Source organism: Variovorax paradoxus (assembly GCF_009498455.1).
Taxonomy (GTDB): Bacteria; Pseudomonadota; Gammaproteobacteria; order Burkholderiales; family Burkholderiaceae_C; genus Variovorax; species Variovorax paradoxus_H.
Window position 1 is genome coordinate 2,298,334 of the sequence record NZ_CP045644.1, and the last position, 25,801, is coordinate 2,324,134.

At 68.0% G+C, this 25,801-nt stretch carries 18 protein-coding genes and 1 pseudogene; 13 read left to right on the forward strand and 6 right to left on the reverse strand.

Annotation, left to right across the window (positions count from 1 at the left end):
• The first annotated feature begins 114 nt into the window (after positions 1 to 114).
• Positions 115 to 1,059, forward strand: a complete 945-nt coding sequence (locus GFK26_RS10540; protein ID WP_153281923.1) for a DUF5677 domain-containing protein — start codon at positions 115 to 117, stop codon at positions 1,057 to 1,059.
• Here the strand turns inward: GFK26_RS10540 and GFK26_RS10545 are convergent, their stop codons facing one another.
• The 4 genes from GFK26_RS10545 to nirB are packed head-to-tail and all read right to left on the reverse strand — an operon-like array spanning position 1,060 to position 6,593.
• A complete protein-coding gene (locus GFK26_RS10545; protein WP_153281924.1) occupies positions 1,060 to 2,811 on the reverse strand; it encodes a bifunctional protein-serine/threonine kinase/phosphatase in 1,752 nt (583 codons plus the stop codon).
• A 35-nt stretch (positions 2,812 to 2,846) separates the two neighbouring features.
• Positions 2,847 to 3,659, reverse strand: coding sequence for a formate/nitrite transporter family protein (locus GFK26_RS10550; protein WP_153281925.1), 813 nt, complete (start codon positions 3,657 to 3,659; stop codon positions 2,847 to 2,849).
• A 48-nt stretch (positions 3,660 to 3,707) separates the two neighbouring features.
• The gene (nirD, locus tag GFK26_RS10555; RefSeq protein ID WP_153281926.1) at positions 3,708 to 4,049 is read right to left on the reverse strand and encodes a nitrite reductase small subunit NirD; all 342 of its coding nucleotides are present in this window, start codon (positions 4,047 to 4,049) and stop codon (positions 3,708 to 3,710) included.
• A gap of 24 nt (positions 4,050 to 4,073) precedes the next feature.
• Positions 4,074 to 6,593, reverse strand: coding sequence for a nitrite reductase large subunit NirB (gene nirB / locus GFK26_RS10560; RefSeq protein WP_153281927.1), 2,520 nt, complete (start codon positions 6,591 to 6,593; stop codon positions 4,074 to 4,076).
• 449 nt (positions 6,594 to 7,042) lie between these two features.
• Here nirB and GFK26_RS10565 point away from each other — a divergent pair, with 449 nt between their 5' ends.
• From GFK26_RS10565 to GFK26_RS10585, 5 genes are all read left to right on the forward strand, one after another.
• Positions 7,043 to 7,531: a YbaK/EbsC family protein gene (locus GFK26_RS10565; protein WP_056577405.1), complete on the forward strand. Its 489-nt coding sequence runs from the start codon at positions 7,043 to 7,045 to the stop codon at positions 7,529 to 7,531.
• Positions 7,528 to 7,797, forward strand: coding sequence for a DUF1289 domain-containing protein (locus GFK26_RS10570; protein WP_153281928.1), 270 nt, complete (start codon positions 7,528 to 7,530; stop codon positions 7,795 to 7,797). The genes GFK26_RS10565 and GFK26_RS10570 overlap by 4 nt, the downstream gene beginning before the upstream one ends.
• On the forward strand, positions 7,794 to 8,438 hold the full coding sequence (locus tag GFK26_RS10575; protein WP_153281929.1) for a 2-hydroxychromene-2-carboxylate isomerase: 645 nt from the start codon (positions 7,794 to 7,796) through the stop codon (positions 8,436 to 8,438). The genes GFK26_RS10570 and GFK26_RS10575 overlap by 4 nt, the downstream gene beginning before the upstream one ends.
• A gap of 195 nt (positions 8,439 to 8,633) precedes the next feature.
• On the forward strand, positions 8,634 to 10,328 hold the full coding sequence (locus tag GFK26_RS10580) for an MFS transporter (RefSeq protein WP_153281930.1): 1,695 nt from the start codon (positions 8,634 to 8,636) through the stop codon (positions 10,326 to 10,328).
• 131 nt (positions 10,329 to 10,459) lie between these two features.
• A complete protein-coding gene (locus GFK26_RS10585) occupies positions 10,460 to 10,642 on the forward strand; it encodes a hypothetical protein (RefSeq protein WP_153285922.1) in 183 nt (60 codons plus the stop codon).
• Between the two features lie 16 nt (positions 10,643 to 10,658).
• On the opposite strand, the gene GFK26_RS10590 is transcribed toward GFK26_RS10585, so the two are convergent.
• Positions 10,659 to 11,789: an ABC transporter substrate-binding protein gene (locus GFK26_RS10590; RefSeq protein ID WP_416222549.1), complete on the reverse strand. Its 1,131-nt coding sequence runs from the start codon at positions 11,787 to 11,789 to the stop codon at positions 10,659 to 10,661.
• Positions 11,790 to 11,974: 185 nt separating this feature from the next.
• Between GFK26_RS10590 and uvrA the strand changes: the two genes are divergently transcribed.
• The 5 genes from uvrA (at position 11,975) to GFK26_RS10615 (ending at position 22,725) form a co-directional block, all read left to right on the forward strand.
• A complete protein-coding gene (gene uvrA, locus GFK26_RS10595; protein WP_153285924.1) occupies positions 11,975 to 17,818 on the forward strand; it encodes an excinuclease ABC subunit UvrA in 5,844 nt (1,947 codons plus the stop codon).
• Positions 17,819 to 17,935: 117 nt separating this feature from the next.
• On the forward strand, positions 17,936 to 18,985 hold the full coding sequence (locus tag GFK26_RS10600) for an ornithine cyclodeaminase (RefSeq protein WP_153281931.1): 1,050 nt from the start codon (positions 17,936 to 17,938) through the stop codon (positions 18,983 to 18,985).
• Between the two features lie 34 nt (positions 18,986 to 19,019).
• Positions 19,020 to 20,060 carry a histone deacetylase family protein gene (locus GFK26_RS10605; RefSeq protein ID WP_153281932.1) on the forward strand — a complete coding sequence of 347 codons (1,041 nt, stop codon included), beginning with the start codon at positions 19,020 to 19,022 and terminating at the stop codon, positions 20,058 to 20,060.
• A gap of 167 nt (positions 20,061 to 20,227) precedes the next feature.
• Positions 20,228 to 21,202 carry a tripartite tricarboxylate transporter substrate binding protein gene (locus GFK26_RS10610; protein WP_153281933.1) on the forward strand — a complete coding sequence of 325 codons (975 nt, stop codon included), beginning with the start codon at positions 20,228 to 20,230 and terminating at the stop codon, positions 21,200 to 21,202.
• A 326-nt stretch (positions 21,203 to 21,528) separates the two neighbouring features.
• Positions 21,529 to 22,725: a porin gene (locus tag GFK26_RS10615; RefSeq protein ID WP_153281934.1), complete on the forward strand. Its 1,197-nt coding sequence runs from the start codon at positions 21,529 to 21,531 to the stop codon at positions 22,723 to 22,725.
• 127 nt (positions 22,726 to 22,852) lie between these two features.
• On the opposite strand, the gene GFK26_RS10620 is transcribed toward GFK26_RS10615, so the two are convergent.
• On the reverse strand, positions 22,853 to 23,677 hold the full coding sequence (locus tag GFK26_RS10620) for an HAD-IIB family hydrolase (protein WP_153285925.1): 825 nt from the start codon (positions 23,675 to 23,677) through the stop codon (positions 22,853 to 22,855).
• A gap of 266 nt (positions 23,678 to 23,943) precedes the next feature.
• Between GFK26_RS10620 and GFK26_RS10625 the strand changes: the two are divergent.
• Both GFK26_RS10625 and GFK26_RS10630 read left to right on the forward strand, forming a co-directional pair.
• Positions 23,944 to 24,792, forward strand: a pseudogene (locus GFK26_RS10625) (ABC transporter ATP-binding protein); the annotation flags it as partial.
• Between the two features lie 8 nt (positions 24,793 to 24,800).
• Positions 24,801 to 25,643, forward strand: a complete 843-nt coding sequence (locus tag GFK26_RS10630; protein WP_153281936.1) for an ABC transporter permease — start codon at positions 24,801 to 24,803, stop codon at positions 25,641 to 25,643.
• The last annotated feature ends 158 nt before the right edge of the window (positions 25,644 to 25,801 follow it).

Below are 25,801 nucleotides of genomic sequence, written 5' to 3' on the forward strand. Positions count from 1 at the left end.
TCCGGCCGGATCGGATGTGTGCGACCGAGATGGTTTCGAGCGACCTAATCCTGAGGAGAGCCCAAGTCTGAAAAGATTGATCTTTTCCTCGCGCGCCCCGACGATCCGACATCTATGCCAGAGAAACCTCATCCAACACTGCTTGATCGAAGCGAGGCCCGAGCACAAATTGCGGCTAATTTTGGCTCACAGATGGAAACTCTACGTGATGTTGCCAACTACGGGTCGAACTTGATCGTTCGTGCTTTCGTATCCAGCCCACGAGATATGACTGCCATCGTGACCTGCTACGTTTTTCTCAAGCAGATAGTCGCGATGGTTGATGCTGTGCACGTTTTACTTTCAGAGGGGGCGGGCTATGCCAGTCATCTTCCTGCGCGCAGCGCATTTGAGGCGTCCCTGTACCTCCACTATGTGATTGAAAACGACAGCGAGCGGCGAGCGAGGCGCTACTACGTTGCGGACATTCGAGAGCAGCAGGGTTGGGCCCGCAAACTGATCGCTGGCACGCCAGAGGCTGAGGGACTGGAAGAGCTGCGTAAATCGATCAACCTGGAATCGTTTTTGGGTAACCCCGAAAACACTGCGGTGGCAAATGCGATGCTACAAGACGCGGCCCGTGTACTGGGCCAGCCGGAGTTCCTTGCAATAGACGCCGAATTCGATGCGATAAGACGGCGACGCAAGAGGGACGTCGCTTGGTACGCGCTCGATGGCATCTCGAACATCCGACAGTTGGCGAAACATCTAGGGAGCTTTGCGGAATATGAGACCTTCTATTCCAGAGGTTCGCAAGCGATGCATAGCGGGACATACAAGGACCACATTCGAATCATCGATAACCAACTCCATGCGATCCCTATCCGTCACATCATGGATTTCAATCACCTCATTCAGAGTGTGCTGATCGTGGCTGTTAGCTCTATGCGCCGTGTCGTGGAACGCTACCGCAGTGGTGAGATCAATGATCTGAATCGGCGATACCTCACTGAGTGGAGGGCGGCCATGATGCATACCCCGACCGTGAATTACGAATTCAATGCCACTGGCGTGATCTAGTTAGCGTCCGAAGGCGCGCAACCCCAGCAGCACGACCACCGCCGCGGCCAGCAGCACGGTGGTGCACTGCCAGAAGAGCACGGGGCGGCGCTCGATCAGCGGCGGCATCCGCGCGCTCAGAAACTCCGGGCCCGGCGTGCGCAGGTCGTGCACGAACTCCGACACCGCCTGCTGCCGCTTCGCAGCCTGCGGATGCAGCGCCTTATGCAGCACAGCGTCGACCCACGCGGGCAGCTCGGGCCGCAGGTGGCGCACCGGCACGTAGCGCAGCCGGCCCACGTCGGCCGGCGTGCGGACGCGCGACACCTGCAGGCCGTAAGGCAGCTGGCCGCACAGCATCTGGTAGACGATCGCGGCCAGCGAGAACAGGTCGGAGCGCGCGGTGCCGCCGTGGCCGGTGAAGTACTCGGGCGCGGTGTACTGCAGCGTGCCTTCGATGGCGAGCGCGCGGGCTTCGCCGCTGCCGTCGGCCAGGCCGGCCACGTGGGTCGAGGCCAGGTCGATGATCTTCACGGTGCCGGTGCGGTCGATCATCACGTTCTCGGGCCGCAGGTCCTGGTGCAGCATCTCCTTGCCGTGCAGCGCCTGCAGCCCGCGCGCGAGCTGCGCAACGATGCCGCGCACGCTGTCCAGGTCGGGGCGGGGGTGGTCGACCATCCATTGCGCGAGCGTGTGGCCGTCGACGTACTCCATGGCCACGTACAGGTGCGCGCGCGGGCGCTCGACGGCGCTGGCCTTGAGCACGTGCGGGCTGTCGATGCGCCGCGCCACCCACTCCTCGAGCACGAAGCGGTCGAGGTAGTCGGGGTCGTCGCGCAGGTCGACCGACGGCAGCTTCAGCACGGTGGGCTGGCCGGTGGCGTCGTCGGTGGCCAGGTAGACGTGGCTGCGCGAGCTCATGTGGATCTCACGCACGAGGCTGAAGCCCTCGAAACGGGCGCGCGGCGCCAGCGCCGGTGGCATTGCCAGGCCTTCGCGCTGCAGTTGCGCGGGTGGCGCGGCGGCATCGGGCAGTTCGTCGATGCGCAGCAGCTGCACGGTGATGTCGTCGGTGCTGCCTTTGGTGCGCGCAGCCTCCGCGAGCCAGCGCGCTGCGTCGTCGAAGTTGTCGGCGTGCAGCGCCAAGGCTTCGTGCACGGCGGCGGCGTCCAGGCGCGTGTAGGCGCCGTCGGTGGCCAGCAGGTAGACCTCGCCGACCTCGGCCTCCCAGCAGCGGTGGTCGATCTCGACATGGGCGCCCGCACCCAGCGCGCGCCCGAGGTACGACTCGACCGACGACACGCGCACGCGGTGGTCTTCGGTGAGCTGTTCGAGCGCGCCGGCGTGCAGCCGGTGGATGCGCGCGTCGCCCACGTGCAGCAGGTGCGCGTCGCGGCCCTTGAGGATCAGCGCGCTGAAGGTGCAGACGTAGCCGCTGTCCTTGTCGAAGCGCGCGTCGCTGCGCTGGGTCTGCGCATGCAGCCAGGCGTTGGTGGCGCCAAGCACGCGTTGCGCGGCGCGTTGCACCGACCAGGTGTCGGAGGTGGCGTAGTAGTCGTCGAGAAAGCCGCGCACGGCCGCCGCGCTCGCCACCTGGCTCACGCGGCTGGAGCCGATGCCGTCGGCCAGCGCCACGGCGATGCCCTTGGACGCGCGCAGCGTGCCCTCGGGCAGCATGGCGCCGTGGAAGTCCTGGTTGACCGGCGCGTGGCTCCCCGCCAGCGAGTGCTGGCCGAGCGTCACGCGCAGCTGCTTGCGCGGCGGCGCGGACATGCGAACGGTGATGTTGCTGATGCTGTTGCGGCGGTTCAGCCGATCACGCGCTTGGCGGCCGTCTTGTAGTGCGTGGCGTACAGCGTGAGGCCCACGAAGGTCAGGCCGCCGACGAGGTTGCCGACCACGGTGGGCAGTTCGTTCCAGATCAGGTAGTCCATGAAGGTGAACTTGCCGCCGAGCATCAGGCCGGCGGGGAACAGGAACATGTTGACGATGGAATGCTCGAAGCCCATGTAGAAGAAGATCATCACGGGCATCCACATGCCGATGGCCTTGCCCGACACGGTGGTCGACATCATGGCCGCGACCACGCCGGTCGAGACCATCCAGTTGCACATCACGCCGCGAATGAACAGCGTGAGCATGCCGGCGGCGCCGTGTGCGGAGTAGCCCAGCGTGCGGCCTTCGCCGATGTGGCCGAGCTTTTCGCCGATGGCGTTGGGCGCCTCGCTGAAGCCGAAGGTGAAGATGATCGCCATGAACACCGCCACCGTCAGCGCGCCGGCGAAGTTGCCCACGAACACCAGGCTCCAGTTGCGCATCACGCCGCCCCAGGTGGCGCCGGGGCGCTTGTCGAGCACGGCCAGCGGCGCCAGCGTGAACACGCCGGTGAGCAGGTCGAAGCCCAGCAGGTACAGCATGATGAAACCGACCGGAAACAGCATCGCGCCCACCAGCGCATTGCCGGTGTTCACGGTGATGCTCACGGCGAAGGCCGCGGCCAGCGCGAGGATGGCGCCGGCCATGTACGAGCGGATCAGCGTGTCGCGCGTGGACATCAGCAGCTTGGATTCACCGGCGTCGACCATCTTGGTCACGAATTCGGCAGGAGCGAGGTAGGCCATTCGGAGTCCTTGGAGAGAGGCTGAAAAAAGAGAAGAGGGGGAGGGGCGTCAGGCGAGCGCGACGAGCACGCGGCCGTTTTCGACGCGCACCGCATGTGCGCGCACCGAGTGCTCGGGCGCCTCGAGGCATTCGCCGCTGCGCAGGTCGAAGTGGTTCTTGTAGAGCGGCGAGGCCACGACGATGCGGTCGCCCAGGCTGCCGACCAGCCCGCGCGAGAGCACGCTGGCGCCGGCCTTCGGGTCGACGTTGTCGATGGCGAAGAGCGACGGCTCCTGGCCGACGCGGAAGATCGCCACGTGCACGCCATCGACCAGCGCGCACACGCCGGTGTCGGGGAGGATGTCGCCGGCGGCGCACACGGCGGTCCAGTTCAGGGTGTCTGTGGTCATGGTGGGTTGTCCTTTTTTGTTCGCTCAGGCGGCGCTGGTTTCGCGGCGCTCTTCGGGGCGCGCGGGGCGGTTCTGGCCGCGTTCCTGCACGAAGACGATGTGCTCGTCGGGCTTCTCGCTGTTGACGAAGGAGCGGAAGCGCTGGCGCGTGGCGGGGTCGGTCACGGCGGTCTTCCATTCGCACTGGTAGGTGTCGACCACGTGCTGCATCTGCGTCTCGAGCTCGGCGCCCAGGCCCAGCGTGTCCTGCAGCAGCACGCCCTTGAGGTAGTCGAGGCCGCCTTCGAGGTTCTCGCGCCAGGTGCTGGTGCGCTGCAGGCGGTCGGCCGTGCGCACGTAGAACATCAGGAAGCGGTCGATCATGCGGATGAGGTCGGCCTTGGTCAGGTCGCTCGCCAGCAGCTCGGCGTGGCGCGGCTTCATGCCGCCGTTGCCGCACACGTAGAGGTTCCAGCCCTTGTCGGTGGCGATGATGCCGACGTCCTTGCCCTGCGCCTCGGCGCATTCGCGGGTGCAGCCCGACACGCCGAACTTGATCTTGTGCGGCGCGCGCAGGCCCTTGTAGCGGTTCTCCAGTTCCACGGCCAGGCCCACGCTGTCGTCCACGCCGTAGCGGCACCACGTGGAGCCCACGCAGCTCTTCACCGTGCGCAGCGACTTGCCGTAGGCATGGCCCGACTCGAAGCCGGCGGCGATGAGTTCTTCCCAGATGGACGGCAGCTGCTCGACGCGCGCGCCGAACATGTCCACGCGCGCACCGCCGGTGATCTTGGTGTACAGGCCGTACTTCTTGGCCACATGGCCCACGGCGATCAACCCGTCGGGCGTGACCTCGCCGCCGGGCATGCGCGGCACGACGGAGTAGGTGCCGTCCTTCTGGATGTTGCCCAGGAAGTAGTCGTTGCTGTCCTGCAGGCCGGCCAGGTCTTTCTTGAGCACGAACTCGTTCCAGCACGAGGCGAAGATGCTCGCGGCGGTCGGCTTGCAGATGTCGCAGCCCAGGCCCTTGCCGTGCTTCGTGAGCAGGTCGGCGAAGCTGCGGATCTCGCCCACGCGGATGAGGTGGTACAGCTCCTGGCGCGAGTAGGGGAAGTGCTCGCACAGGTGGTTGTTCACGGCCATGCCGCGCTTGGCCATTTCCATCTTCATGACCTGCGTGACCAGCGGCACGCAGCCGCCGCAGGTGGCGCCGGCCTGGGTGCAGGCCTTCATCTCGGCGGGCGTGCACACGCCCTGGCCCACGGCCTCGCAGATCTGGCCCTTGGTGACGCTGTTGCACGAACAGATCTGCGCGCTGTCGGGCAGCGCATCGACGCCCAGGCCCGGCCTGGCCTTGCCGTCGCTGGACGGCAGGATCAAAAACTCGGGCTCGTCGGGCAGCGCGATGCCGTTGAGCGCCAGCTGCAGCAGCGTGCCGTACTCGGTGGCGTCGCCGACCAGCACCGCGCCCAGCAGCTGCTTGCCGTCTTCGCTCACCACGATCTTCTTGTAGACCTGCTTGCGCTCGTCGATGTACTGGTAGGCGCGCGACTTCGGCGTCTTGCCGTGCGCGTCGCCGATGCTGGCGACGTCCACGCCCATCAGCTTGAGCTTGGTGCTCAGGTCGGCGCCGGTGAAGGCCGCGTCGTCCTGGCCGGCGATGTGGCGGGCGGCCACGCGCGCCATGTCGTAGCCCGGCGCGACGAGGCCGAAGGTCTGTTCGTTCCACGACGCGCATTCGCCGATGGCGTAGACGTTGCGGTCGCTGGTGCGGCAGTGGCTGTCGATCGCCACGCCGCCGCGCGGACCCACGGCCAGCAGGCTCTGGCGTGCGAGCTCGTCGCGCGGGCGGATGCCGGCAGAGAACACGATCATGTCGGTCTCCAGGTGCGTGCCGTCGGCGAACACCATGCGGTGCCGCGCGCTCGCGCCGTCGGTGATTTCTACCGTGTTGCGGCCGGTGTGCACGTGCAGGCCCAGCGCCTCGATGCTGCCGCGCAATGCACGGCCGCCGCCTTCGTCGACCTGCACGGCCATGAGGCGCGGCGCGAACTCGACCACGTGCGTTTCCAGGCCCATGTCGCGCAGCGCCTTGGCGCATTCCAGGCCCAGCAGGCCGCCGCCCACCACCACGCCGCTGCGCGACTTGGCGCCGCAGGCCTTCATGGCGTCCAGGTCCTCGATGGTGCGGTAGACAAAGCAGTTCGGCCGGTCGCGGCCCGGCACGGCCGGCACGAAGGGGTTGGAGCCGGTGGCCAGCACCAGCTTGTCGTAGGCGATCACCTCGCCGTTGGCCGTGGTGACGGTGTTGTTGCGCCGCTCGATGGCCGCCGCGCGGGCCGCCAGGCGCAGCGTGAAGCCGCTGCGCTCGAAGAAGCCCGGCTCGACCAGCGACAGGTCGTCGGCCGTCTTGCCGGAGAAATATTCGGACAGGTGCACCCGGTCGTAGGCCGGGCGCGGTTCTTCGCACAGCACGGTGACCTGTGCGCCGGGAAGGCCGAGCGTGTGGAGTTGCTCGAGGAATTTGTGGCCGACCATGCCGTGGCCGATGACTGCGATCTTCATTGGGGGTCCTGCACGCAACCGGCCCTGGAAGGCGCCCCCGCGGCCGCTGTCGAACAGACAGCGTCGTTGGGGCCCCCGCGACGGAACGGATGCGAAATGGGTTGGAGCAGACGAACCGGCGGCGGGCGGCCACCGGTGCGCTTGAACCCCGCCGTCGTTAGCGGAGGCACTGCGAACCCGCCGCAGAGGCCGGTGGGTCGCCACCGTGTTCAGCAATAAGCGTGCCGCGCGCCAAAGCCCGTGCAGCGGGCCTCATCGGCCGGTGGCGCACCGAAATCGGACCGGGACGGCCGCGGCGCGCACGGGCGTCGTGCGCCGGCGCTCTCCGCATTGGTGCGCCGGGCTTGAAGGGTGAGCGGAGGCGGTGGCGTCGGTGCGCGGGGCTTTTCCGTATGCTCGGGGCCTTGCAACGCAGGGCGAACGCCCCCACGAACCTCGAAGAACTTGCCATGTGCGGCTCCGAACTCCATTCCCTCCCTGAAGGTGTCCAGCGCGTCTCCCGCGTGCTGCAGGACGCCGGCCACCCCCATGCGCCCCGCATGCTCGACGACGCCTGCCGCACCGCGCAGCAGGCTGCCGACGCGCTCGGCATCTCGGTCGGCCAGATCGCCAAGAGCATCATCTTCCGCCGCAAGAGCGACGAAGCGGCGGTGCTGGTCATCACCTCGGGCGACAAGCGCGTCGACGAGAAGAAGGTCGATGCCATCGTCGGCAAGACCGGCCGCGCCGACGCCGACTTCGTGAAGGCGCGCACCGGCTTCACCATCGGCGGCGTCTCGCCGGTGGGCCATGTGACGAAGCCCGTGGTGCTCATCGACCGCGAGCTGTTCCGCTTCGAGGAAATCTGGGCCGCCGCGGGCCACCCGCACGCCGTGTTCCAGTTGCACCCGAACGATTTAGAGAAGCTCACCGGCGCGCCGGTGGCCGACGTGGTGTGAACTTCGACGAAGCGCACGCGCTCGCCGACCGCGCCACTGCCGTGCAGCGCATGGCCGGCGACGTGCCGTCGCCGTGCTCGTCGGTGTGCCGCATGGACCGCCTGAGCGGCTTCTGCGAAGGCTGCCTGCGCACCATCCCCGAGATTGCCGGCTGGAGCAAGATGGAAGACGACACACGCCGCCAGGTGTGGCGCGCGATCGAACTGCGCGCCCAGGCGGGCATCTGGCGCGTGCCCGAAACCACCCCCGGAGACACCGACGCATGAAGCACATCGACTTTTATCTCGACTTCATTTCGCCTTACGCGCACCTCGCGTTCGAGCACCTGCCCGAGGCGCTCGAAGGCCTGAGCGTGAGCGTGGCCTACAAGCCCGTGCTGCTGGGTGCGCTGCTCAAGCACCACGGCCAGCTCGGCCCGGCCGAGATTCCTTCCAAGCGCAGCTGGACCTACCGCCACGTGCTGTGGCTGGGCCATGCGCACGGCATCCCGATCGAGATGCCGGCCTCGCACCCTTACAACCCGCTGCCGCACCTGCGCCTGGCCGTGGCCACGGGCGACGACGGCAGCATCAATCGCCTGGCGGCTGAAACCCTCTTTCGCCATGTGTGGCGCGGCGGCGAAGAAGCGGGCGACGCCACGCGGCTGGCCGCGCTCACGGCGCAGTTGCAACCGAAGCGCGATGTGAACGGCGACGAGAACAAGGCCCTGCTCAAGCGCAACACCGACGAGGCCGTGGCGCAGGGCGTGTTCGGCGTGCCGTGCTATGTGGTCGACGGGCGCCTGTTCTGGGGCTTCGACGGCCTCGCGATGCTGCGCGCCTACCTGCAGGGCGACGCCTGGTTCGACGGTCCGCAATGGACCGGCGCCGACCAGCGGCCCTCGTTGCTGCGCAGCAGCAAGGGCTGAAAAACCCGGATGAGGACAAACCCGCGCAGGGTCTTTGTTTCTTACAAGCTGAAACGTGCAGCGCGGGTTTCACCCTAAACCGTAAGCGCCCGTTCAGTTTCGCGAAAGCCTCGGGTCAGTCGCGCCTCCAAGAATGCCTCACGGTCCCGAATGCCGGGCACCGATGAACGCATACATACACACCAGGAGACGACGATGGCAGCCACGCTAGATTCAAGGGGAATGCCGCATCCGGCCCCCCGGCCCATGTCCGCGGAGGAGAAGAAGGTCATCTTCGCCTCCTCGCTCGGCACCGTGTTCGAGTGGTACGACTTCTATCTGTACGGTTCGCTCGCCGCGATCATCGCGAAGCAGTTCTTCAGCGGCCTGGATGCGGGCGCGGCCTTCATCTTCGCGCTGCTGGCGTTTGCCGCCGGCTTCCTGGTGCGTCCGTTCGGCGCCATCGTGTTCGGCCGCCTGGGCGACATGATCGGCCGCAAGTACACCTTCCTGGTGACGATCCTGATCATGGGCCTGTCGACGTTCATCGTCGGCCTCTTGCCCAGCTACGCGACCATCGGCGTCGCGGCGCCGGTGATCCTGATCGCGCTGCGCATGCTGCAGGGCCTGGCGCTCGGCGGCGAGTACGGCGGTGCTGCCACCTACGTGGCCGAGCACTCGCCGCACGGCAAGCGCGGTGCCTACACCTCGTGGATCCAGACCACGGCCACGCTCGGCCTGTTCCTGAGCCTGATCGTCATTCTGGGCGTGCGCACCTGGCTCGGTGAGCAGGCATTCGGCGACTGGGGTTGGCGCATTCCGTTCCTGGTGTCGATCCTGCTGCTGGGCGTCTCGGTGTGGATCCGCCTGTCGCTGAGCGAATCGCCGGCCTTCCAGAAAATGAAGGCCGAGGGCAAGACCTCGAAGGCGCCGCTGTCCGAATCGTTCGGCGAGTGGAAGAACCTGAAGATCGTGATCCTGGCGCTGGTGGGCCTCACCGCCGGCCAGGCCGTGGTCTGGTACTCGGGCCAGTTCTATGCGCTGTTCTTCCTGACGCAGCAGCTCAAGGTCGATGCGACCACGGCCAACCTGATGATCGCCGCCGCGCTGCTGCTGGGCACGCCCTTCTTCGTGGTGTTCGGCACGCTGTCCGACAAGATCGGCCGCAAGCCGATCATCATGGCCGGCTGCCTGCTGGCCGTGGTCACGTACTTCCCGGTCTTCAAGATGCTGACCGAAGCCGCCAACCCTGATCTGGCCCGTGCACAAGCCACGGCCGGCGTCACCGTGACGGCCGATCCGAAGACCTGCTCGTTCCAGGGCAACCCGGTGGCCCGCGAGATCGACTTCAAGAGCTCGTGCGACATCGCCAAGCGCTACCTCGTGCAGAACTCGGTGAGCTACGAGAACGTGGCCGGCGCGCCGGGCTCTGCGGCCGTCGTGAAGATCGGCAGCAAGACCATCGAGGCGCCCACCGGCGTGGTCGCGAACTCCAAGTTCGACGAGACCAGCGTCAAGGCCATCGCCGCCTTCAAGAAGGGCGTGGCCGAAGACCTGAAGGTCGCCGGCTACCCGTCCAAGGCCGACCCCGCCAAGATCAACAAGGTGCTGACCATCGTGTTGCTGTTCTGGCTGGTGCTGCTGGTGACCATGGTCTATGGCCCGATCGCCGCGATGCTGGTCGAGATGTTCCCCACGCGCATCCGCTACACCTCGATGAGCCTGCCGTACCACATCGGCAACGGCTGGTTCGGCGGCCTGCTGCCGACCACCGCCTTCGCCATCGTGGCCTCGACCGGCAACATGTACAACGGCCTGTGGTACCCGATCATCATCGCGGGCATCACGCTGGTGATCGGCACGCTGTTCATCCGCGAGACCAAGGACGTGGACATCTACGCCAACGACTGATCGTTGGCACCTGGAGGAAGCCGCGCGGCGGCTGCCCTCCGTTCAACAAAGAGGCTTCATGCCCACGGCATGAGGCCTTTTTCTTGAACGTTCTCTTCCCCTTTTTCTCACCTTCTCAGGAGACAGTCCCCATGTGGAAAATCGTTGTCGGCTTCGTCATCTTCGCTGCCATTGCCCTGTATGTGATTTCGATGGGCGGCGACAAGATCGACATGTCCGGCGAGAAGCACGGCGGCGACACAACGCACGCGCCGGCAGCCCCTGCTGCTGCAGGAGCTTCGGCACCGGCTGCCGCGGCTTCCGCCGCGAAGTAACGCTACGCGGTTCGCGTCAGCGCTTGAAGCGGCCTTCGCTGATGATGGCCAGGTCCGCGAAGTCGATGCCGCTGTGGTCCTGCGGCGAGTAGCTCACTTCGAGCCCGCCGCCCAGGTCGTAGCCCTTGAGGCTTTCGAGTGCCGCGAGCACCTTGGCGCGCGTGGGCTTGGGGCCGGCGCGGCGCAAGGCTTCCACCAGCACCTTGGCCGAGGCGAAGCCCTCGAGCGCGGCCGGTGACAGCTCGCCCTGGCCCTTGGCGCGGGCGAGCGTCAGCGCCTCCTTCACCATCGGCTGGCCCATCGAGCGTTCGTTGGGGAACACCTGCGTCACGATGACGCCGCGGCTGGCGTCGCCCAACTGCTTGATGAAGCCCGACGAGGCGTTGTTCGACAGCGTGACCACCTGCGCCGCCGAGCCCGCGGCGCGCAGCGCCTTGATGCCGTCGACCACCGCCACGCCCGAGCCGATCCACACCACCGCCTGCGCGTCGGCCTTCAGGATGGCGGGCACGATGGTCTGGTAGTCGGGCTTCTCGCGGTCAGCCGGCACGGTGGCGATCGGCTGGGCCTTGCCCTTGGTGAAGCCGTTCATCGCGCCCTGCAGCGCATCGGCGCCGAACGAGTCGGTCACGTGGACCACGGCGATGCGCGTGAGGCCGATGGTCAGCAGGTGCTGCACCGCCTTCTCGGCCTCGCGCTGGTAGGTGGCGCGCACGTTGAACACGTGCTTTTGCAGCGGCTTGTGCAGCACCATCGCGCCGGTCGAGGGGCCGATGAGCGCCACCTCGTTCTTGTCCAGGTACGGAATGATGGCCTGCGAGTGCGGCGTGCCGCGGCTCATGAAGAGCGCGAGCACCTTCTTGTCTTCGATGAGTGCGCGTGCGTTGTCGCCCGCGCGTTTCACGTCGAAGGCGTCGTCCATGCGGATCACCTCGATCTTCTCGCCGTGGATGCCGCCCTGGGCATTGGCCGCGTCGATCACCAGCTGCGCGCCGCCGATGGTCTCGTTCACGCTGGCGGCCACCGAGCCGGTCATGCCGGCGGTCTGGCCGATCACGATCTGGGCCGAGGCACCCATGGCGCACAGCGCCAGCAGGACGGCCACGCTGAGCGCGTGCCGTGAACCTGCCACTTTCTTCTTCGTCATGGAAACCTTTCGGAGTCGTCTGCAGACTCGCCGGACAATTGTGAAAACAAATGTCGCATTTGTTTCACAAAGTGTCTCAAGGCGAATCCGGACAAACCCCTGCGCGGGCGCCGCCCATGTGGCGGGGTGGGCGGAAGCGTCACGATGCGCTCCCTAGAATGTTTGCCCCACCCCTCAAGGCACTCATGACACAGGGCTCCATCCGGATTCGCGGCGCGCGCCAGCACAACCTCCAGAACCTCGACCTCGACATCCGCACCGGCGAGATGACCGTGGTCACCGGGCCGAGCGGCTCGGGCAAGTCGAGCCTGGTGTTCGACACCCTCTACGCCGAAGGCCAGCGCCGCTACGTGGAGACCTTTTCCGCCTACGCGCGCCAGTTCCTGGACCGCATGGACAAGCCCGCCGTCGACAAGGTGGAGGGCGTGCCGCCCGCCATCGCCATCGACCAGACCAACCCGGTGCGCTCCTCGCGCTCCACGGTCGGCACGATGACCGAGCTCAACGACCACCTGAAGCTGCTCTACGCGCGCGCAGCCCAGCTGTTCGACCGCGAGACCGCGCTGCCGGTGCGCCACGACTCGCCCGACAGCATCTATGCGCAGATCGCCGAGCGGGCGGCTGCCGCGGGCGATCCGCGCATCGTCATCACTTTTCCGGTCGAGCTGCCGGCCGGCACCTCGGCCGAAGAAGTGACGCAGTGGCTGTCGGCCAGCGGCTTCACGCGCGTGCAGGCCGAGCGCGAGGTGGCCACGCCCACCGGCCCGCGCAAGGTGCTCGACGTGGTGGCCGACCGCTTCCGCATCTCGAGCGCCGAGCGCGCGCGCGTGGTCGAGGCGATCGAGGTGGCGCTCAAGCGCGGCAGCGGCCGGGTCACCGTGCACGCCACGGGCGCCGATGAAAACGCACCCACCGACGTGTGGAAGTTCTCCACCGGCCTGCATTGCCCCGAAAGCGACATCCGCTACACCGACCCGATCCCGTCGATGTTCTCGTTCAACTCGGCCGTCGGCGCCTGCGACACCTGCCGCGGCTTCGGCCGCGTGATCGGCGTCGATCTGGGGCTCGTGATCCCGAACGACAAGCTCACGCTGCGCGCCGGCGCCATCAAGACCATCCAGACGCCCGCGTGGAAAGAGGCGCAGGACGACCTCATGCGCCACGCCGAGGCGGCCGGCATTCCGCGCGACACGCCGTGGAACAAGCTCACCGAGGAGCAGAAGCACTGGGTGATCGAGGGCACGCCCAACTACAAGGACGGCAACTGGAACAAGCAGTGGTACGGCGTGCGCCGCTTCTTCGGTTACCTGGAGAGCAAGGCCTACAAGATGCACATCCGCGTGCTCTTGTCGAAGTACCGCAGCTACACGCCGTGCCCCGTCTGCAGCGGCGCGCGCCTGAAGCTCGACAGCCTGATCTGGCGCATCGGCAGCAAGGAAGACGCGGATGCGGTGCTGCCGCCCGAGAAGCGGTTCATGCCGACGGGGGTGAAGTGGACGCGGGCGCAGCTGGAGGCGCTGCCGGGGTTGTGCCTGCATGACCTGATGCTGTTGCCGATCGAGCGGCTGCGGCGGTTCTTTGACCGCATGGGTCTGGCTCCCTCCCCGCTGGGGAGGGCAGGGTGGGGGCACGCGGCCTCTGCAAAGGCTGTGGCGGTGGTGGAGGCCGAGAGCCCCCATCCCAACCTTCCCCCAGCGGGGGAAGGCGCAAGACAGGGCGAAGCCCAGGCCCTCAAGCTCCTCCACGAAGAAATCACCACCCGCCTGCGCTACCTGCACGACGTCGGCATCGGCTACCTCACGCTCGACCGCCAGAGCCGCACGCTCAGCGGCGGCGAGGTGCAACGCATCAACCTCACGACCGCGCTCGGCACCTCGCTGGTGAACACGCTGTTCGTGCTCGACGAGCCCAGCATCGGCCTGCACCCGCGCGACATGAACCGCATCACCGAGGCCATGCTGCGCCTGCGCGATGCGGGCAACACGCTGGTGGTGGTCGAGCACGACCCGGCCGTGATGCTCGCCGCCGACCGCGTGATCGACATGGGCCCCGGCCCCGGCGTGCGCGGCGGGCAGATCGTGTTCGACGGCACCACCGACATGCTGCGCGATGCCGACACGCTCACCGGCCAGTACCTGGGCGGGCGCAAGAAGATCGGCATGGGCTTCAAGCGGCTCGTGAGCGAGAACACGCACCGGCTCATTCTCGAAGGCGTGCGCGAGCACAACCTGAAGAACATCACGGTCGACTTTCCGCTCGCGCGCCTCGTGTGCGTGACCGGCGTGAGCGGCTCGGGCAAGTCGACGCTGATCCAGGACGTGCTGGCGCCCGCGCTCATGCGCCACTTCGGCAAGGCCACCGAAACGCCGGGCGCGCACGACCGCATGCTCGGCGCCGATCATCTGGGCGACGTGGTGTTCGTCGACCAGTCGCCCATCGGCAAGACCGCGCGCTCCAACCCCGCGAGCTACGTGGGCGCGTGGGACGCCATCCGCGAGATCTTCGCCACCGCGGCGCTGTCGCGCCAGCGCGGCTACACCGCGAGCAAGTTCAGCTTCAACTCGGGCGACGGTCGCTGCCCGACCTGCGGCGGCTCGGGCTTCGAGCACGTCGAGATGCAGTTCCTGTCGGACGTGTACCTGCGCTGCCCCGACTGCGACGGCAAGCGCTACCGGCCCGAGATTCTCGAAGTGAAGATCGAGCGCAAGGGCCGTGGCTACAACGTGGCCGATATTTTGGAACTCACCGTGGCCGAGGCCGCGGCGCTGTTCGACACCGACCGCGACGTGCTGCGCGTGCTGCAACCCATCGTCGACGTGGGCCTGGACTACGTGAAGCTCGGCCAGCCCGTGCCCACGCTGTCGGGCGGCGAGGCGCAGCGCCTGAAGCTTGCGGGCTTCCTGGCCGAGGCCGCCAAGAGCGCGACCGCGAGCCGCCAGATGGTGGCGCGCAAGGGCACGCTGTTCCTGTTCGACGAGCCGACCACCGGCCTGCACTTCGACGACATCGCGCGGCTCATGCGCGCGCTGCGCAAGCTGCTCGACGCGGGCCATTCGCTCATCGTCATCGAGCACAACCTCGACGTGATCCGCGCCAGCGACTGGCTCATCGACCTCGGCCCCGAAGGCGGCGAGGGCGGCGGCGAGGTGGTGGCCGAGGGCACGCCCGAGCAGCTGCGCGAGAACCGCGCCTCGCTCACCGGCGCGGCGCTGGCCGACTACGAACTCGCCGTCGGCCCCGGCGCCTACAAGGTGGCCGAACGCGCCGCACGGCGCTACATCGCCAACGCGAAGACAGCGCCGGGCAGCAACGCCATCGAGATCGTCAACGCGCGCGAGCACAACCTGAAGAACCTCAGCGTCGACATTCCGCGCGGCAAGTTCAGCGTGGTGACGGGCGTGAGCGGCTCGGGCAAGTCGACGCTCGCGTTCGACATTCTTTTCAACGAAGGCCAGCGCCGGTATCTCGAATCGCTCAACGCCTATGCGCGCAGCATCGTGCAGCCCGCGGGCCGGCCCGAGGTCGATGCCGTGTACGGCATTCCGCCGACCGTGGCCATCGAGCAGCGCCTGTCGCGCGGCGGTCGCAAGAGCACGGTGGGCACCACCACCGAGGTGTGGCACTTTTTGCGCCTGCTGTACGTGAAGCTGGGCATCCAGCACTGCGTGCACGACGGCGCGGCCGTGCAGCCGCAGACGCCCGACAGCATCGCCGCGCAGCTCATGCGCAACTTCAAGGGCCAGCACATCGGCCTGCTCGCGCCGCTGGTGAGCAACCGCAAGGGCGTGTACACCGAGCTGGCCGACTGGGCGCGCCCGCGCGGCTTCACGCACCTGCGCGTGGACGGCGACTTTCTGCCGACCACGGGCTTTCCGCGCATCGACCGCTTCAAGGAACACAGCATCGAACTGCCCGTGGCCAGCCTCGACGTGCTGCCCTCGCAGGAGAACGAGCTGCGCGCGGCGCTCACCCGCGCGCTCGAGCATGGCAAGGGCGTCGTGCATGTGCTGAGCGAACTCGACGGCCTGCGCGCCGCGATGATGGCCGGCGTGTCCGCCGCGGGCATCGGCCGCGTGCACGTGTTCTCCACGCTGCGCGCCTGCCCGGTGTGCAGCACCAGCTATGCCGAACTCGATCCGCGCCTGTTCAGCTACAACAGCAAGCACGGCTGGTGCCCCGACTGCGTGGGCACGGGCGTGAAGCTCAGCAAGGACCAGCGCAAGGTCTTCGACGATTCGATCCGCGACGACGACAACAAGGGCCGCGAACAGACCTTCGCCGAGCCCGAGGTGGAAGACCTCGCCGACGTGGCGTGCCCGACCTGCGAAGGCACGCGCCTGAACGCCACCGCGCGCGCCGTGGGCTTCGGCACCGCGGCCGACGGCTCGGGCGGCATCGGCATCACGCAGCTGGCGCGCATGAGCGTGACCGAGGTGCGCCAGTGGTTCGAAGGGCTGGTGCTCAACGGCCGCGAAGCCGAGATCGCGCGCGACCTCGTGCCCGAGATCAAGAGCCGCCTCGAATTCCTCGAAGAGGTGGGCCTGGGTTACCTCACGCTCGACCGGGGCGCGCCCACGCTCTCGGGCGGCGAGGCGCAGCGCATCCGCCTCGCGGCGCAGCTGGGCAGCAACCTGCAAGGCGTGTGCTACGTGCTCGACGAGCCGACCATCGGCCTGCATGCGCGCGACAACCAGATCTTGCTGAACGCGCTGCACAAGCTCGGCGAAAAGGGCAACACGCTGGTGGTGGTGGAGCACGACGAAGACACCATCCGCCGCGCCGACCACATCATCGACATCGGCCCCAGCGCCGGCAAGCGCGGCGGCCGCCTCGTGGCCGAAGGCACGGTGGCCGACATCGAGAAGGCGGGCGATTCGCAGACCGGCCGCTACCTGCGCGATGCCATCAAGCACCCGCTGCAGGCGCGCCGCCTGATTCCCTCGCCCGATCCGAAGGCGGAAGACAGCGGCAACTGGCTCACCGTGCACGGCGCCGACCTGCACAACCTGCAGGACGTGACCGCCACGCTGCCGCTGCACCGCCTCGTGGTGGTCACCGGTGTCAGCGGCTCGGGCAAATCGACGCTCGCGCGCGACGTGCTGCTGGCCAGCGTGCAGGGCATCGTCGTGCAGCGCATGACCAAGGCCGGCCGCGACGCCGATGCCGCGGGCAAGCGCCCGGCGTGGGTCGGCTGCCGGGGCGTCGACGGCTACGCGGTCATCGACCGTGTGCTCGAGGTCGACCAGACGCCCATCGGCAAGACGCCGCGCAGCTGCCCCGCCACCTACATCGGCTTCTGGGACACCATCCGCAAGCTCTTTGCCGACACGCTCGAAGCCAGGGCGCGCGGCTACGGCCCGGCGCGCTTCAGCTTCAACACCGGCGAAGGCCGTTGCCCGGGCTGCGACGGCGCCGGCGTGCGCACCATCGAGATGAGCTTCCTGCCCGACGTGAAGGTGCCCTGCGAGGTCTGCCACGGCGCGCGCTTCAACCCCGAGACGCTGGCCGTGAGCTGGCGCGGCAAGAGCATCGGCGACGTGCTGAAGATGGAGGTCGACGAGGCGGTCGAGTTCTTCGCCAGCATGCCCAACATCGCGCATCCGCTGCAGTTGCTGAAGGACGTGGGCCTGGGCTACCTCACGCTGGGGCAGCCGTCGCCCACGCTGTCGGGCGGCGAGGCGCAGCGCATCAAGCTGGTGACCGAACTCAGCAAGGTGCGCGACGACATCACTCGCCGCGGCCAGAAACCGCCGCACACGCTGTACGTGCTCGACGAGCCGACCGTGGGCCTGCACATGGCCGACGTCGAGAAGCTGATCCACGTGCTGCACCGGCTGGTGAACGGCGGCCACAGCGTGGTGGTGATCGAGCACGACCTCGACGTGATCGCCGAAGCCGACTGGATCATCGACCTCGGTCCCGAGGGCGGAAACGCCGGCGGGCGCATCGTCGCGGCGGCGCCGCCGGAGGAGGTGGTGCGATTGGGTACGCACACTGGCGTAGCTCTTAAGGCTGTGTTGGCACGTTGACGTGCGCAGGCGCACAATGGCTTGAACCCTTGGCGCAGGCGCATCCTGAATCAGCCATGGTGGAGACCGTGTGAATGGATGAAGCGCCGTACTGGGGGCTACGCAAGGAGCCGCGCCATGACCCGCTTCATCGATGTTCACAGCCTGGTTCGCCTGGTGGATGAGACCGGCGTCCCGCAATTCCTCGTCACCCTGGCCGACGCGCTGCGCGACGATTTTCTGCGCTGGCGCGAGTTCGACAAGAAGGCGCGCGTGGCCAGCCATTCGCACCTGGGCGTGATCGAACTCATGCCCGTGGCCGACGACGGCGCCTACGCTTTCAAGTACGTCAACGGCCATCCGCACAACACGCAGGTCGGCCTGCCCACGGTCATGGCCTTCGGGGTGCTGGCCGAGGTCGACACGGGCTACCCCGTGCTGCTGTCCGAACTCACGCTCACCACCGCGCTGCGCACGGCCGCCACCTCGGCCATGGCCGCCAAGGCGCTGGCGCGGCCCGACGCGCGCAGCCTGGCCATCATCGGCAACGGCTCGCAGAGCGAGTTCCAGGCGCTGGCCTTCCATGCGCTGCTGGGCATCGGGCAGGTGCGCGTGTTCGACACCGACCCGCACGCCACCGACAAGCTGGTGCGCCACCTCGCGGCCTGCACGCCGATGGAGATCGTGCGCGCCGGCTCCACCGCCGAGGCGGTGCGCGGCGCCGACATCGTGACCACCATCACCGCCTACCAGGGCCACGCGACGGTGCTCACGCCCGAGATGATCGAGCCCGGCATGCACATCAACGCCGTGGGCGGCGATTCGCCCGGCAAGACCGAGCTGCACCCCGATGTGCTGCGCGGCGCGCGCGTGTTCGTCGAGTACGAGCCGCAGACCCGCATCGAGGGGGAGATCCAGCAGCTGCCGCCCGACTTCCCGGTGCACGAGCTGTGGCGCGTGCTGCTGGGCGAAGTGCCGGGGCGCGAGCGGCCCGAGCAGGTGACGGTGTTCGACTCGGTCGGCTTCGCGCTGGAGGACTACACGGCGCTGCGCTGCATCCAGCAGCTGGCGCTGGAGCGCGGCGTGGGCCGGCAGATCGCGCTGGTGCCCGAGCTCGACGACCCGAAGGACCTGTTCGGTCTCACCGCCTCGGGTCGGCGCCGGGCGGTGCTGCGGCGTGCGGCATGATGGCAGCCCCTGTCGTCACGCTTCTTGCTGCTTCATGCTCACCATCTACAACGACCAGCACGCGCTGCACCAAGGCAAAGTCGAAATGTTCCGGGGCGAGCTGGTGCCCTGCTTCGAGGTGCCCGCGCGCGTCGACCATGTGAGGCACGAACTGGAACGGCGCGGCCTCGGCCTGTTGCAGTCGCCCGACGCGCTCGACGATGCCCTGCTGGCGAAGGTGCATGCGCCGCGCTACCTGGACTTCATCGCCGGCGCGTGGGACGAATGGGTGGCGCTCGATCCGGCCAATGCCTCGCGCGATGCCTTGCCTTCTTACTGGCCCACGCGCGGCATGCGCACCGACGTGCTGCCGCAGAGTTTTCCGGCGCGCCTGGGCCTCTTCTCGTTCGATGCGGGGACACCGCTCACGGCCGGCAGCTGGGCCGCGGCGCGACAGGGCGCCGCCTGCGCGTGGACCGCGGCGCAGCGCGTCATCGGCGGCGAGCGCAGCGCCTTCGCGCTCACGCGCCCGCCGGGCCACCATGCGGGCGCCGATTTCTTCGGCGGCTACTGCTTCGTCAACAACGCCGCCGTCGCCGCGCAGGCACTGCGCGATGCGGGTGTCGAGCGCGTGGCGGTGCTCGACGTCGACTACCACCACGGCAACGGCACGCAGGCGATCTTCTACGAGCGCAGCGACGTGCACTTCGCCAGCCTGCATGGCGATCCGCTCACCGACTACCCGTATTACCTCGGCCACGCCGACGAGCGCGGCGCGGGGGCGGGCGAGGGCTTCAACCACAACCTTCCGCTGCCGCGCGGCACCGACTTTGCGGCCTGGCGCGCGGCGCTCAAGACGGCGATCGACGGCATCGCGAAGGTCAAGGCCGGCGCGCTCGTGGTGTCGCTGGGCGTCGACACCTTCGAGGGCGACCCGATCTCGGGCTTCAGGCTGAAGAGCGACGACTACCTGCGCATGGGCGAAGACCTCGCGCGCCTGGGGTTGCCGACGGTGTTCGTGTTCGAAGGCGGTTATGCGGTGGCCGAAGTGGGTGTGAACACGGTGAACGTGCTCGAAGGCTTCGCGCAGAAGTAAGTAACCGAAGCAGCGGGAGCCCCCTCGGGCGCCGCGGCTGACGCGCAGGCGACTGCGCGGCCTGAATAGGCCCTGGTTTCCCCGGGAAATCAGGGGAGCCCCGATTGCCTTCGACCACCGGGCCGGGCCCAATCGGCGCTTTCCCAAGTTTCAGGAACCCGTCAGCCATGCTCCGCCGATCTTCGCTCCTCTGTGCCGCCACGCTTGCCGCGTGCGGCCTCGTCTCCCCGCTGGCGGCCTTTGCGCAGCAGGCCTTTCCCGCCAAGCCCATCAAGCTGGTCATCGCCTTTCCTGCCGGCGGCCCGACCGACATCACCATGCGCCAGCTGGCCGACAACGCCAGCAAGATCCTGGGCCAGCCCGTGATCGTCGACAACAAGCCCGGCGCCGGCGGCACGCTGCCCGCGCAGGCGCTGCAGACCGCGCAGCCCGACGGCTACACCGTCGCGCAGATTCCGCTGGGCGTGTTCCGCCTGGGCTACACCACCAAGATCAACTGGGACCCGCTCAAGGACATCACGTACGTGCTGAACGTCACCGGCTATGCCTTCGGCATCGTCGTGCCGGCCGACAGCCCCTTCAAGACCTGGGCCGACTTCGTCGCCTATGCCAAGGCCAACCCCGGCAAGCTCACCTACGGCTCGACCGGCAACCTGACCAGCCCGCACCTCACGACCGAGATCATTGCGCAGAAGGCCGGCATCACGCTGCAGCACGTGCCCTACAAGGGCAGCGCCGACCTGATGCTGGCCGTGGTCAGCGGCCAGCTCATGGCCGCGGCCGACAGCACCGGCTTCGCGCCGCAGGTCGAGGCCGGCAAGCTGCGCGTGCTCAACACCTGGGGCGACAAGCGCCTGGCCAAGTTCCCCGACGCGCCCACGCTCAAAGAGCTGGGCTACGACGTGGTGCAGAACTCGCCCTTCGGCATCGGCGCGCCCAAGGGCACGCCGCCCGAGGTCGTGAAGAAGCTGCACGACGCCTTCAAGCAGGCGATGGAAGAACCGAGCTACGTCGCGTCGCTCGGCCGCTACGACATGCTGCCCAACTACATGAGCTCGGCCACGTACACCAAGTTCGCGCAGGACACGGTAGTGCGCGAGAAGGTGATCATCGACAAGCTGGGGTTGGCGAAGGAGAAGTGAGGCGGAGGGAACACGACAGCCGCGGCCACGGTCGCTGCTGAACATGGATTCCGCCGGTTTCTATGCACGTCGTCGACGACGTGTATAGAAATTCGATTTTTCTATGCACGTTTCGGCCTGCGCCATGCAGCGCCTACCCCGATCCCCGATCGGTGTCCCGAACTCACCCCCTAAAACCCTCTGCAATTTAGGCGTTAACCCTATGTAATCCCTTTGTCTTCCAGCGAAGGAAAACTCGGACCCAGTCTCGCGGCGGCATCGCCCGGACGTCCCACTGTCGCGCCCGATGTCGGTGCAGCGACTTTCCCATCCCTGGAGTGACACGAATGAAAAAATCCCTGCTTGTTCTGGCTGCCATCGCAGCCTGCGGCGCCGCGTCGGCGCAATCGACCGTGACCCTGTTCGGCGTGGTCGATGCCGCCTACCGCAACGTAGCGAACAAGAGCGTTTCGACCAACCCCTTCGGCCCCGCCTACAGCGTGAAGGCCAGCCGCACCGAGCTGGCAAATTCGGGCCTGAGCTCGAGCCGTCTCGGCTTCCGCGGCGTGGAAGACCTGGGCGGCGGCCTGTCGGCCAGCTTCTGGCTCGAAGCCCCGATCACCAACGACGACGGCGCCACCGGCGTGTCGAGCTTCACCCGCCGTTCGACGGTGAGCCTGGCAGGCAGCTTCGGCGAACTGCGCCTGGGCCGCGACAAGACCGCGACGGTGATGAACGAAGAACAGTTCGATCCGTTCGGCGACACCGGCATCGGCGGCTCGCTGATCATCGACGCCAACGAAGCCAGCCTGTCGGGCAGCGGCTACGGCAGCAACAGCACCTACAAGCGCGCCAGCAACATGGTGCAGTACTTCCTGCCGCGCCTGGGCGGCCTGTACGGCAACGTGGCCTACGGCCTGGCCGAGCAGACGCGCCTGTCGCCCGACACCGCCGCCAGCACCAACACCGGCCGCCACATCGGCGGGCGCCTGGGCTACACGACGGGTCCGTTCGACATCGCCGCCAGCTACGCGCAGAACGACACCAGTTTCACGACCGGCAGCGGCGCCGCCGCGGTGGCACGTCCGGGCAAGATCAAGACCTTCAACCTCGGCGCGACCTACGACTTCGGCGTGGCCAAGCTGTTCGGTGAAGTCTCGCGTTCGAAGGACGAGCGCAACGCGCTGAACATCTTCTCCACCGGCCAGGACGTGGACCTCACGGGCTACCTGCTGGGCGTGACCGTGCCGATCGGCCCGGGCGTGATCCGCGCGTCGTACTCGCACGTCAAGTACGACTTCAACCGCGTGCCCGTGTTCGGCGTGAACAACGCCGACCCGAAGGCCAGCAAGCTCGCGCTGGGCTACGTGCACAACCTGTCCAAGCGCACCGCGCTGTACGGCACGGTCGCGCGCGTCAGCAACAAGAACGGCGCCGGCCTCACGGTGGGTGCAGGCCCGTCGTACGCCACCACGTTCAACCGCACGGCGCTGCAGGCCAAGAGCTCGATGGGCTACGAGTTCGGCATCCGCCACACGTTCTGATGGTCTGTGCGGTCGCGCAGCGCGCGACCGCACCCCTGCAAGTTTCTCCAAGGGTCGTTCAACCGGTCCATTCGGCCCGCCTCGTGCGGGCCTTTTTTTCGTCTGCGACCTTGGAAAAAGGCGCGGCTCAGCGCGCCGACAGCACCGCGTGCGCAGCCTCGGCAAACCCCGCGCCGCGCTCGCCCTGCGTCACGTAGCGCGGCAGGTGCTCCAGCTGCGGCACGAAGCGCGCGACGTTCGCCACGCCGATGCTGTGCGCGAAGCTGCGGAACATCAGCTGGTCGTTGGTGGAGTCGCCCACGTAGGCCCAGCGGTCCCTCTCGTCGTCGAGCGTGCGGCCCCAGAGTTCGCGCACGATCCAGCGCGCGCCTTCGAGCTTGTCGTTGTCGCCGTACCAGCCGTTGATGTGGATGCTGCTCACGGTGGCGTGCATGCCTTCGCCGCGCATCAGCGCGACGACGCGCGCGATGGTGTCGTCGTCGAGCGTCACGAACTCGCTGTGGTCGATCGCGATGTCGGTCTCGCGCCCGGGCGAGTCGGTGGCGCGGCCGGCGCCGGGAATCTCGCGCTCGATGCGTGCCAGCACGGCCTGCATGCGCGCGAAGTTGGCGGCGCGCGTGGCGGCGTCCTGCTGGTAGCGCTTCTCGACACTGCCGCCCGTGGCGGGCCGCAGCGCCACCGCGCCGTTCTCGGCCACGATCGCATCGACCGGCCAGCTGTTCACGAACGGCAGGCTCCAGCCCACGGGCCGGCCGGTGATCGCAACCACCGCGAGGCCCGCGGCCTTGAGGTCGGCCAGCGCCTTCAATGCGTCGGGCGTGATCGCGCCGTCGGTGGTGAGCGTGTCGTCGATGTCGGTGAACACGCCGGTGAGCGCCGCGCGCGCGTCGGCGGGCCAGCGCGCGAGCGGCAACAGGTGGTGGGGCGAAGCGGGCAGGGGAGGCGAAGGCATCGAAGGCATGGGGCGGAATTCTCGGGAGGGCCCGTGATCGTACCGGCGCTTTCGTGTAGCATCCCGCCCCCGCCGCGCTTTCAGGGCCGGCGCGGCGCTCTCGCTCTGTTCCTCTCACCATGCCTCACATCCTCGTCGACCACCTCCGCAAGACCTACAAGGTGTCCGAGCGCGACCCCGGTCTGCGCGGGGCGCTGCGCGGCTTGCTGCAGCGCCGCCACCGCACGGTGGAGGCGCTGTCGGACGTGTCGTTCGCGCTCGAGCGCGGCGAGCTGCTGGGCTTCATCGGGCCGAACGGTGCGGGCAAGTCGACCACCATCAAGATCCTGTCGGGCATCCTGCGGCCCGATGGCGGGCGCGTGGAAGTCGACGGCCGCGACCCCTTTGCCGACCGCGAGCGGCATGTGGCGCGCATCGGCGTGGTCTTCGGCCAGCGCACGCAGCTGTGGTGGGACCTGCCCGTGGGCGACGGCTTCGATCTGCTGCGCGACATCTACCGCGTCGATCCGCAGCGCTACCGCCGAACGCGCGACGAGCTGGTCGCGCTGCTGCACCTGGAGCGCGTGCTCGACCAACCCGTGCGCCAGCTCTCGCTGGGCCAGCGCATGCGCGCCGAGATTGCGGCGGCGCTGCTGCACGAGCCCGACCTCCTGTTCCTCGACGAGCCGACCATCGGCCTCGACGCGCCCTCGAAGCTCGCCGTGCGCGACTTCGTGCGGCGCGCCAACCGCGAGCGCGGCACCACCGTGCTGCTGACCACGCACGACATGCACGACATCGAAGCGTTGGCCCAGCGCGTGATCGTCATCGGCCACGGCCGCGTGCTGGCCGACAGCCCGGTCGAGGCGCTGCGCGCGCAGGTGCTGGCCGAGCGCCGGCTGGTGGTCGACTTTGCGCAAGATGCCACGCTGCCCGCGCACGTCGATGGCGCCACGGTGCATTCGCGCGACGGCCAGACGCTGGTGCTCGACTTCGACCCCAAGCAGACCCCCGCCCCCGCGCTCATCGCCCGCATCGCCGGCGCGCACGCCGTGGAAGACATCCGCCTTGAAGGCCTCGCGATCGAAGCCGTGATCGCGCGCTTCTACGCCATGCACGGAGCGGGCGAGGCGTGAGGCCCGCCATGGGCCCGCGCGACCTCGCCCGGCCGTATGTCGCGGCGTTCGTCTCGCGCTTTCTGCAGATGCTGCAGTACCGCACGGCGGCGCTCGCAGGCTTTGCCACGCAGTGCTGGTGGGGCGGCATCAAGGTGATGGTGTTCGCCGCGTTCTACAGCGGCAGCGCCATCGCGGGCGCGGCCTCGTCGATGTCGCTGGCCCAGGCCATCACCTACACCTGGCTCGCGCAAGGTTTGCTGGTGCTGATGCCCTGGCTCGGCGACCCCGAAGTGGCGCAGGCCGCGCGCACCGGCGCGGTCGCCTACGACCGGCTCCGCCCGGTGGATGCGTACGCGCTGTGGTTCGCGCGCACGGCGGGTTGGATCGCAGCGCGCCTGTTGCCGCGCGTGGCGCTGATGGCGGCCTTCGCGGCGGTCGCGCTGCCGCTGGTGGGGCTGGGCGACTGGGCCTGGCAGCTGCCCGTGAATGCCGTGGCCGGCGCGGCATTCCTGCTGTCGGTGGTGCTCGGCCTCCTGCTCTCGACCGCGATGGTGATGCTGCTCAACGTGGCGACCACGGCCGCGCTCAACGAGCGCGGCATCCAGGCGGTGGCGACGCCCGTGGTCATCGTGTTCTCCGGCAACCTGCTGCCGCTGGCGCTGCTGCCCGACGCCTGGCAGACCGCGCTGCTGGTGCAGCCGCTGGCCGGGCTGATCGACATTCCGGCGCGACTGTACTTCGGGCAGTTGAGCGGCTGGCATGCGCTGGGTGGCCTGGGCCTGCAGTGCTTCTGGATCGTCGCGCTGGTGGCGTTCGGGAAGGTGACGATGGGGCGCACGATGCGCAGTCTGCAGGTGCAGGGTGGTTAAGGTGCAGCGCTGTTCAGGGCGCACTCACGCCGACGGGGAGCCTTGCTCCGCGAATGTCCTCCGCCCTTCGGGCTCCCCCTTAATTGCGCTGCGCAAGGCACCCCATCGACGTGAGCGGTGGACAGTGCGGTCGTTGATCGACCCGCACAACGACCGCG

Bases quoted from the DNA above. Each gene is read 5' to 3' on its own strand.
- GFK26_RS10545 (WP_153281924.1), bottom strand. From the start codon at position 2,811: ATGTCCGCGCCGCCGCGCAAGCAGCTGCGCGTGACGCTCGGCCAGCAC.
- GFK26_RS10620 (WP_153285925.1), bottom strand. From the start codon at position 23,677: ATGCCTTCGCCTCCCCTGCCCGCTTCGCCCCACCACCTGTTGCCGCTC.
- GFK26_RS10610 (WP_153281933.1), top strand. From the start codon at position 20,228: ATGCTCCGCCGATCTTCGCTCCTCTGTGCCGCCACGCTTGCCGCGTGC.
- GFK26_RS10575 (WP_153281929.1), top strand. From the start codon at position 7,794: ATGAAGCACATCGACTTTTATCTCGACTTCATTTCGCCTTACGCGCAC.
- nirD (WP_153281926.1), bottom strand. From the start codon at position 4,049: ATGACCACAGACACCCTGAACTGGACCGCCGTGTGCGCCGCCGGCGAC.
- nirB (WP_153281927.1), bottom strand. From the start codon at position 6,593: ATGAAGATCGCAGTCATCGGCCACGGCATGGTCGGCCACAAATTCCTC.
- GFK26_RS10550 (WP_153281925.1), bottom strand. From the start codon at position 3,659: ATGGCCTACCTCGCTCCTGCCGAATTCGTGACCAAGATGGTCGACGCC.
- GFK26_RS10540 (WP_153281923.1), top strand. From the start codon at position 115: ATGCCAGAGAAACCTCATCCAACACTGCTTGATCGAAGCGAGGCCCGA.
- GFK26_RS10580 (WP_153281930.1), top strand. From the start codon at position 8,634: ATGGCAGCCACGCTAGATTCAAGGGGAATGCCGCATCCGGCCCCCCGG.
- GFK26_RS10630 (WP_153281936.1), top strand. From the start codon at position 24,801: ATGGGCCCGCGCGACCTCGCCCGGCCGTATGTCGCGGCGTTCGTCTCG.
- GFK26_RS10565 (WP_056577405.1), top strand. From the start codon at position 7,043: ATGTGCGGCTCCGAACTCCATTCCCTCCCTGAAGGTGTCCAGCGCGTC.
- GFK26_RS10590 (WP_416222549.1), bottom strand. From the start codon at position 11,789: ATGACGAAGAAGAAAGTGGCAGGTTCACGGCACGCGCTCAGCGTGGCC.
- GFK26_RS10600 (WP_153281931.1), top strand. From the start codon at position 17,936: ATGACCCGCTTCATCGATGTTCACAGCCTGGTTCGCCTGGTGGATGAG.
- GFK26_RS10605 (WP_153281932.1), top strand. From the start codon at position 19,020: ATGCTCACCATCTACAACGACCAGCACGCGCTGCACCAAGGCAAAGTC.
- uvrA (WP_153285924.1), top strand. From the start codon at position 11,975: ATGACACAGGGCTCCATCCGGATTCGCGGCGCGCGCCAGCACAACCTC.
- GFK26_RS10615 (WP_153281934.1), top strand. From the start codon at position 21,529: ATGAAAAAATCCCTGCTTGTTCTGGCTGCCATCGCAGCCTGCGGCGCC.
- GFK26_RS10585 (WP_153285922.1), top strand. From the start codon at position 10,460: ATGTGGAAAATCGTTGTCGGCTTCGTCATCTTCGCTGCCATTGCCCTG.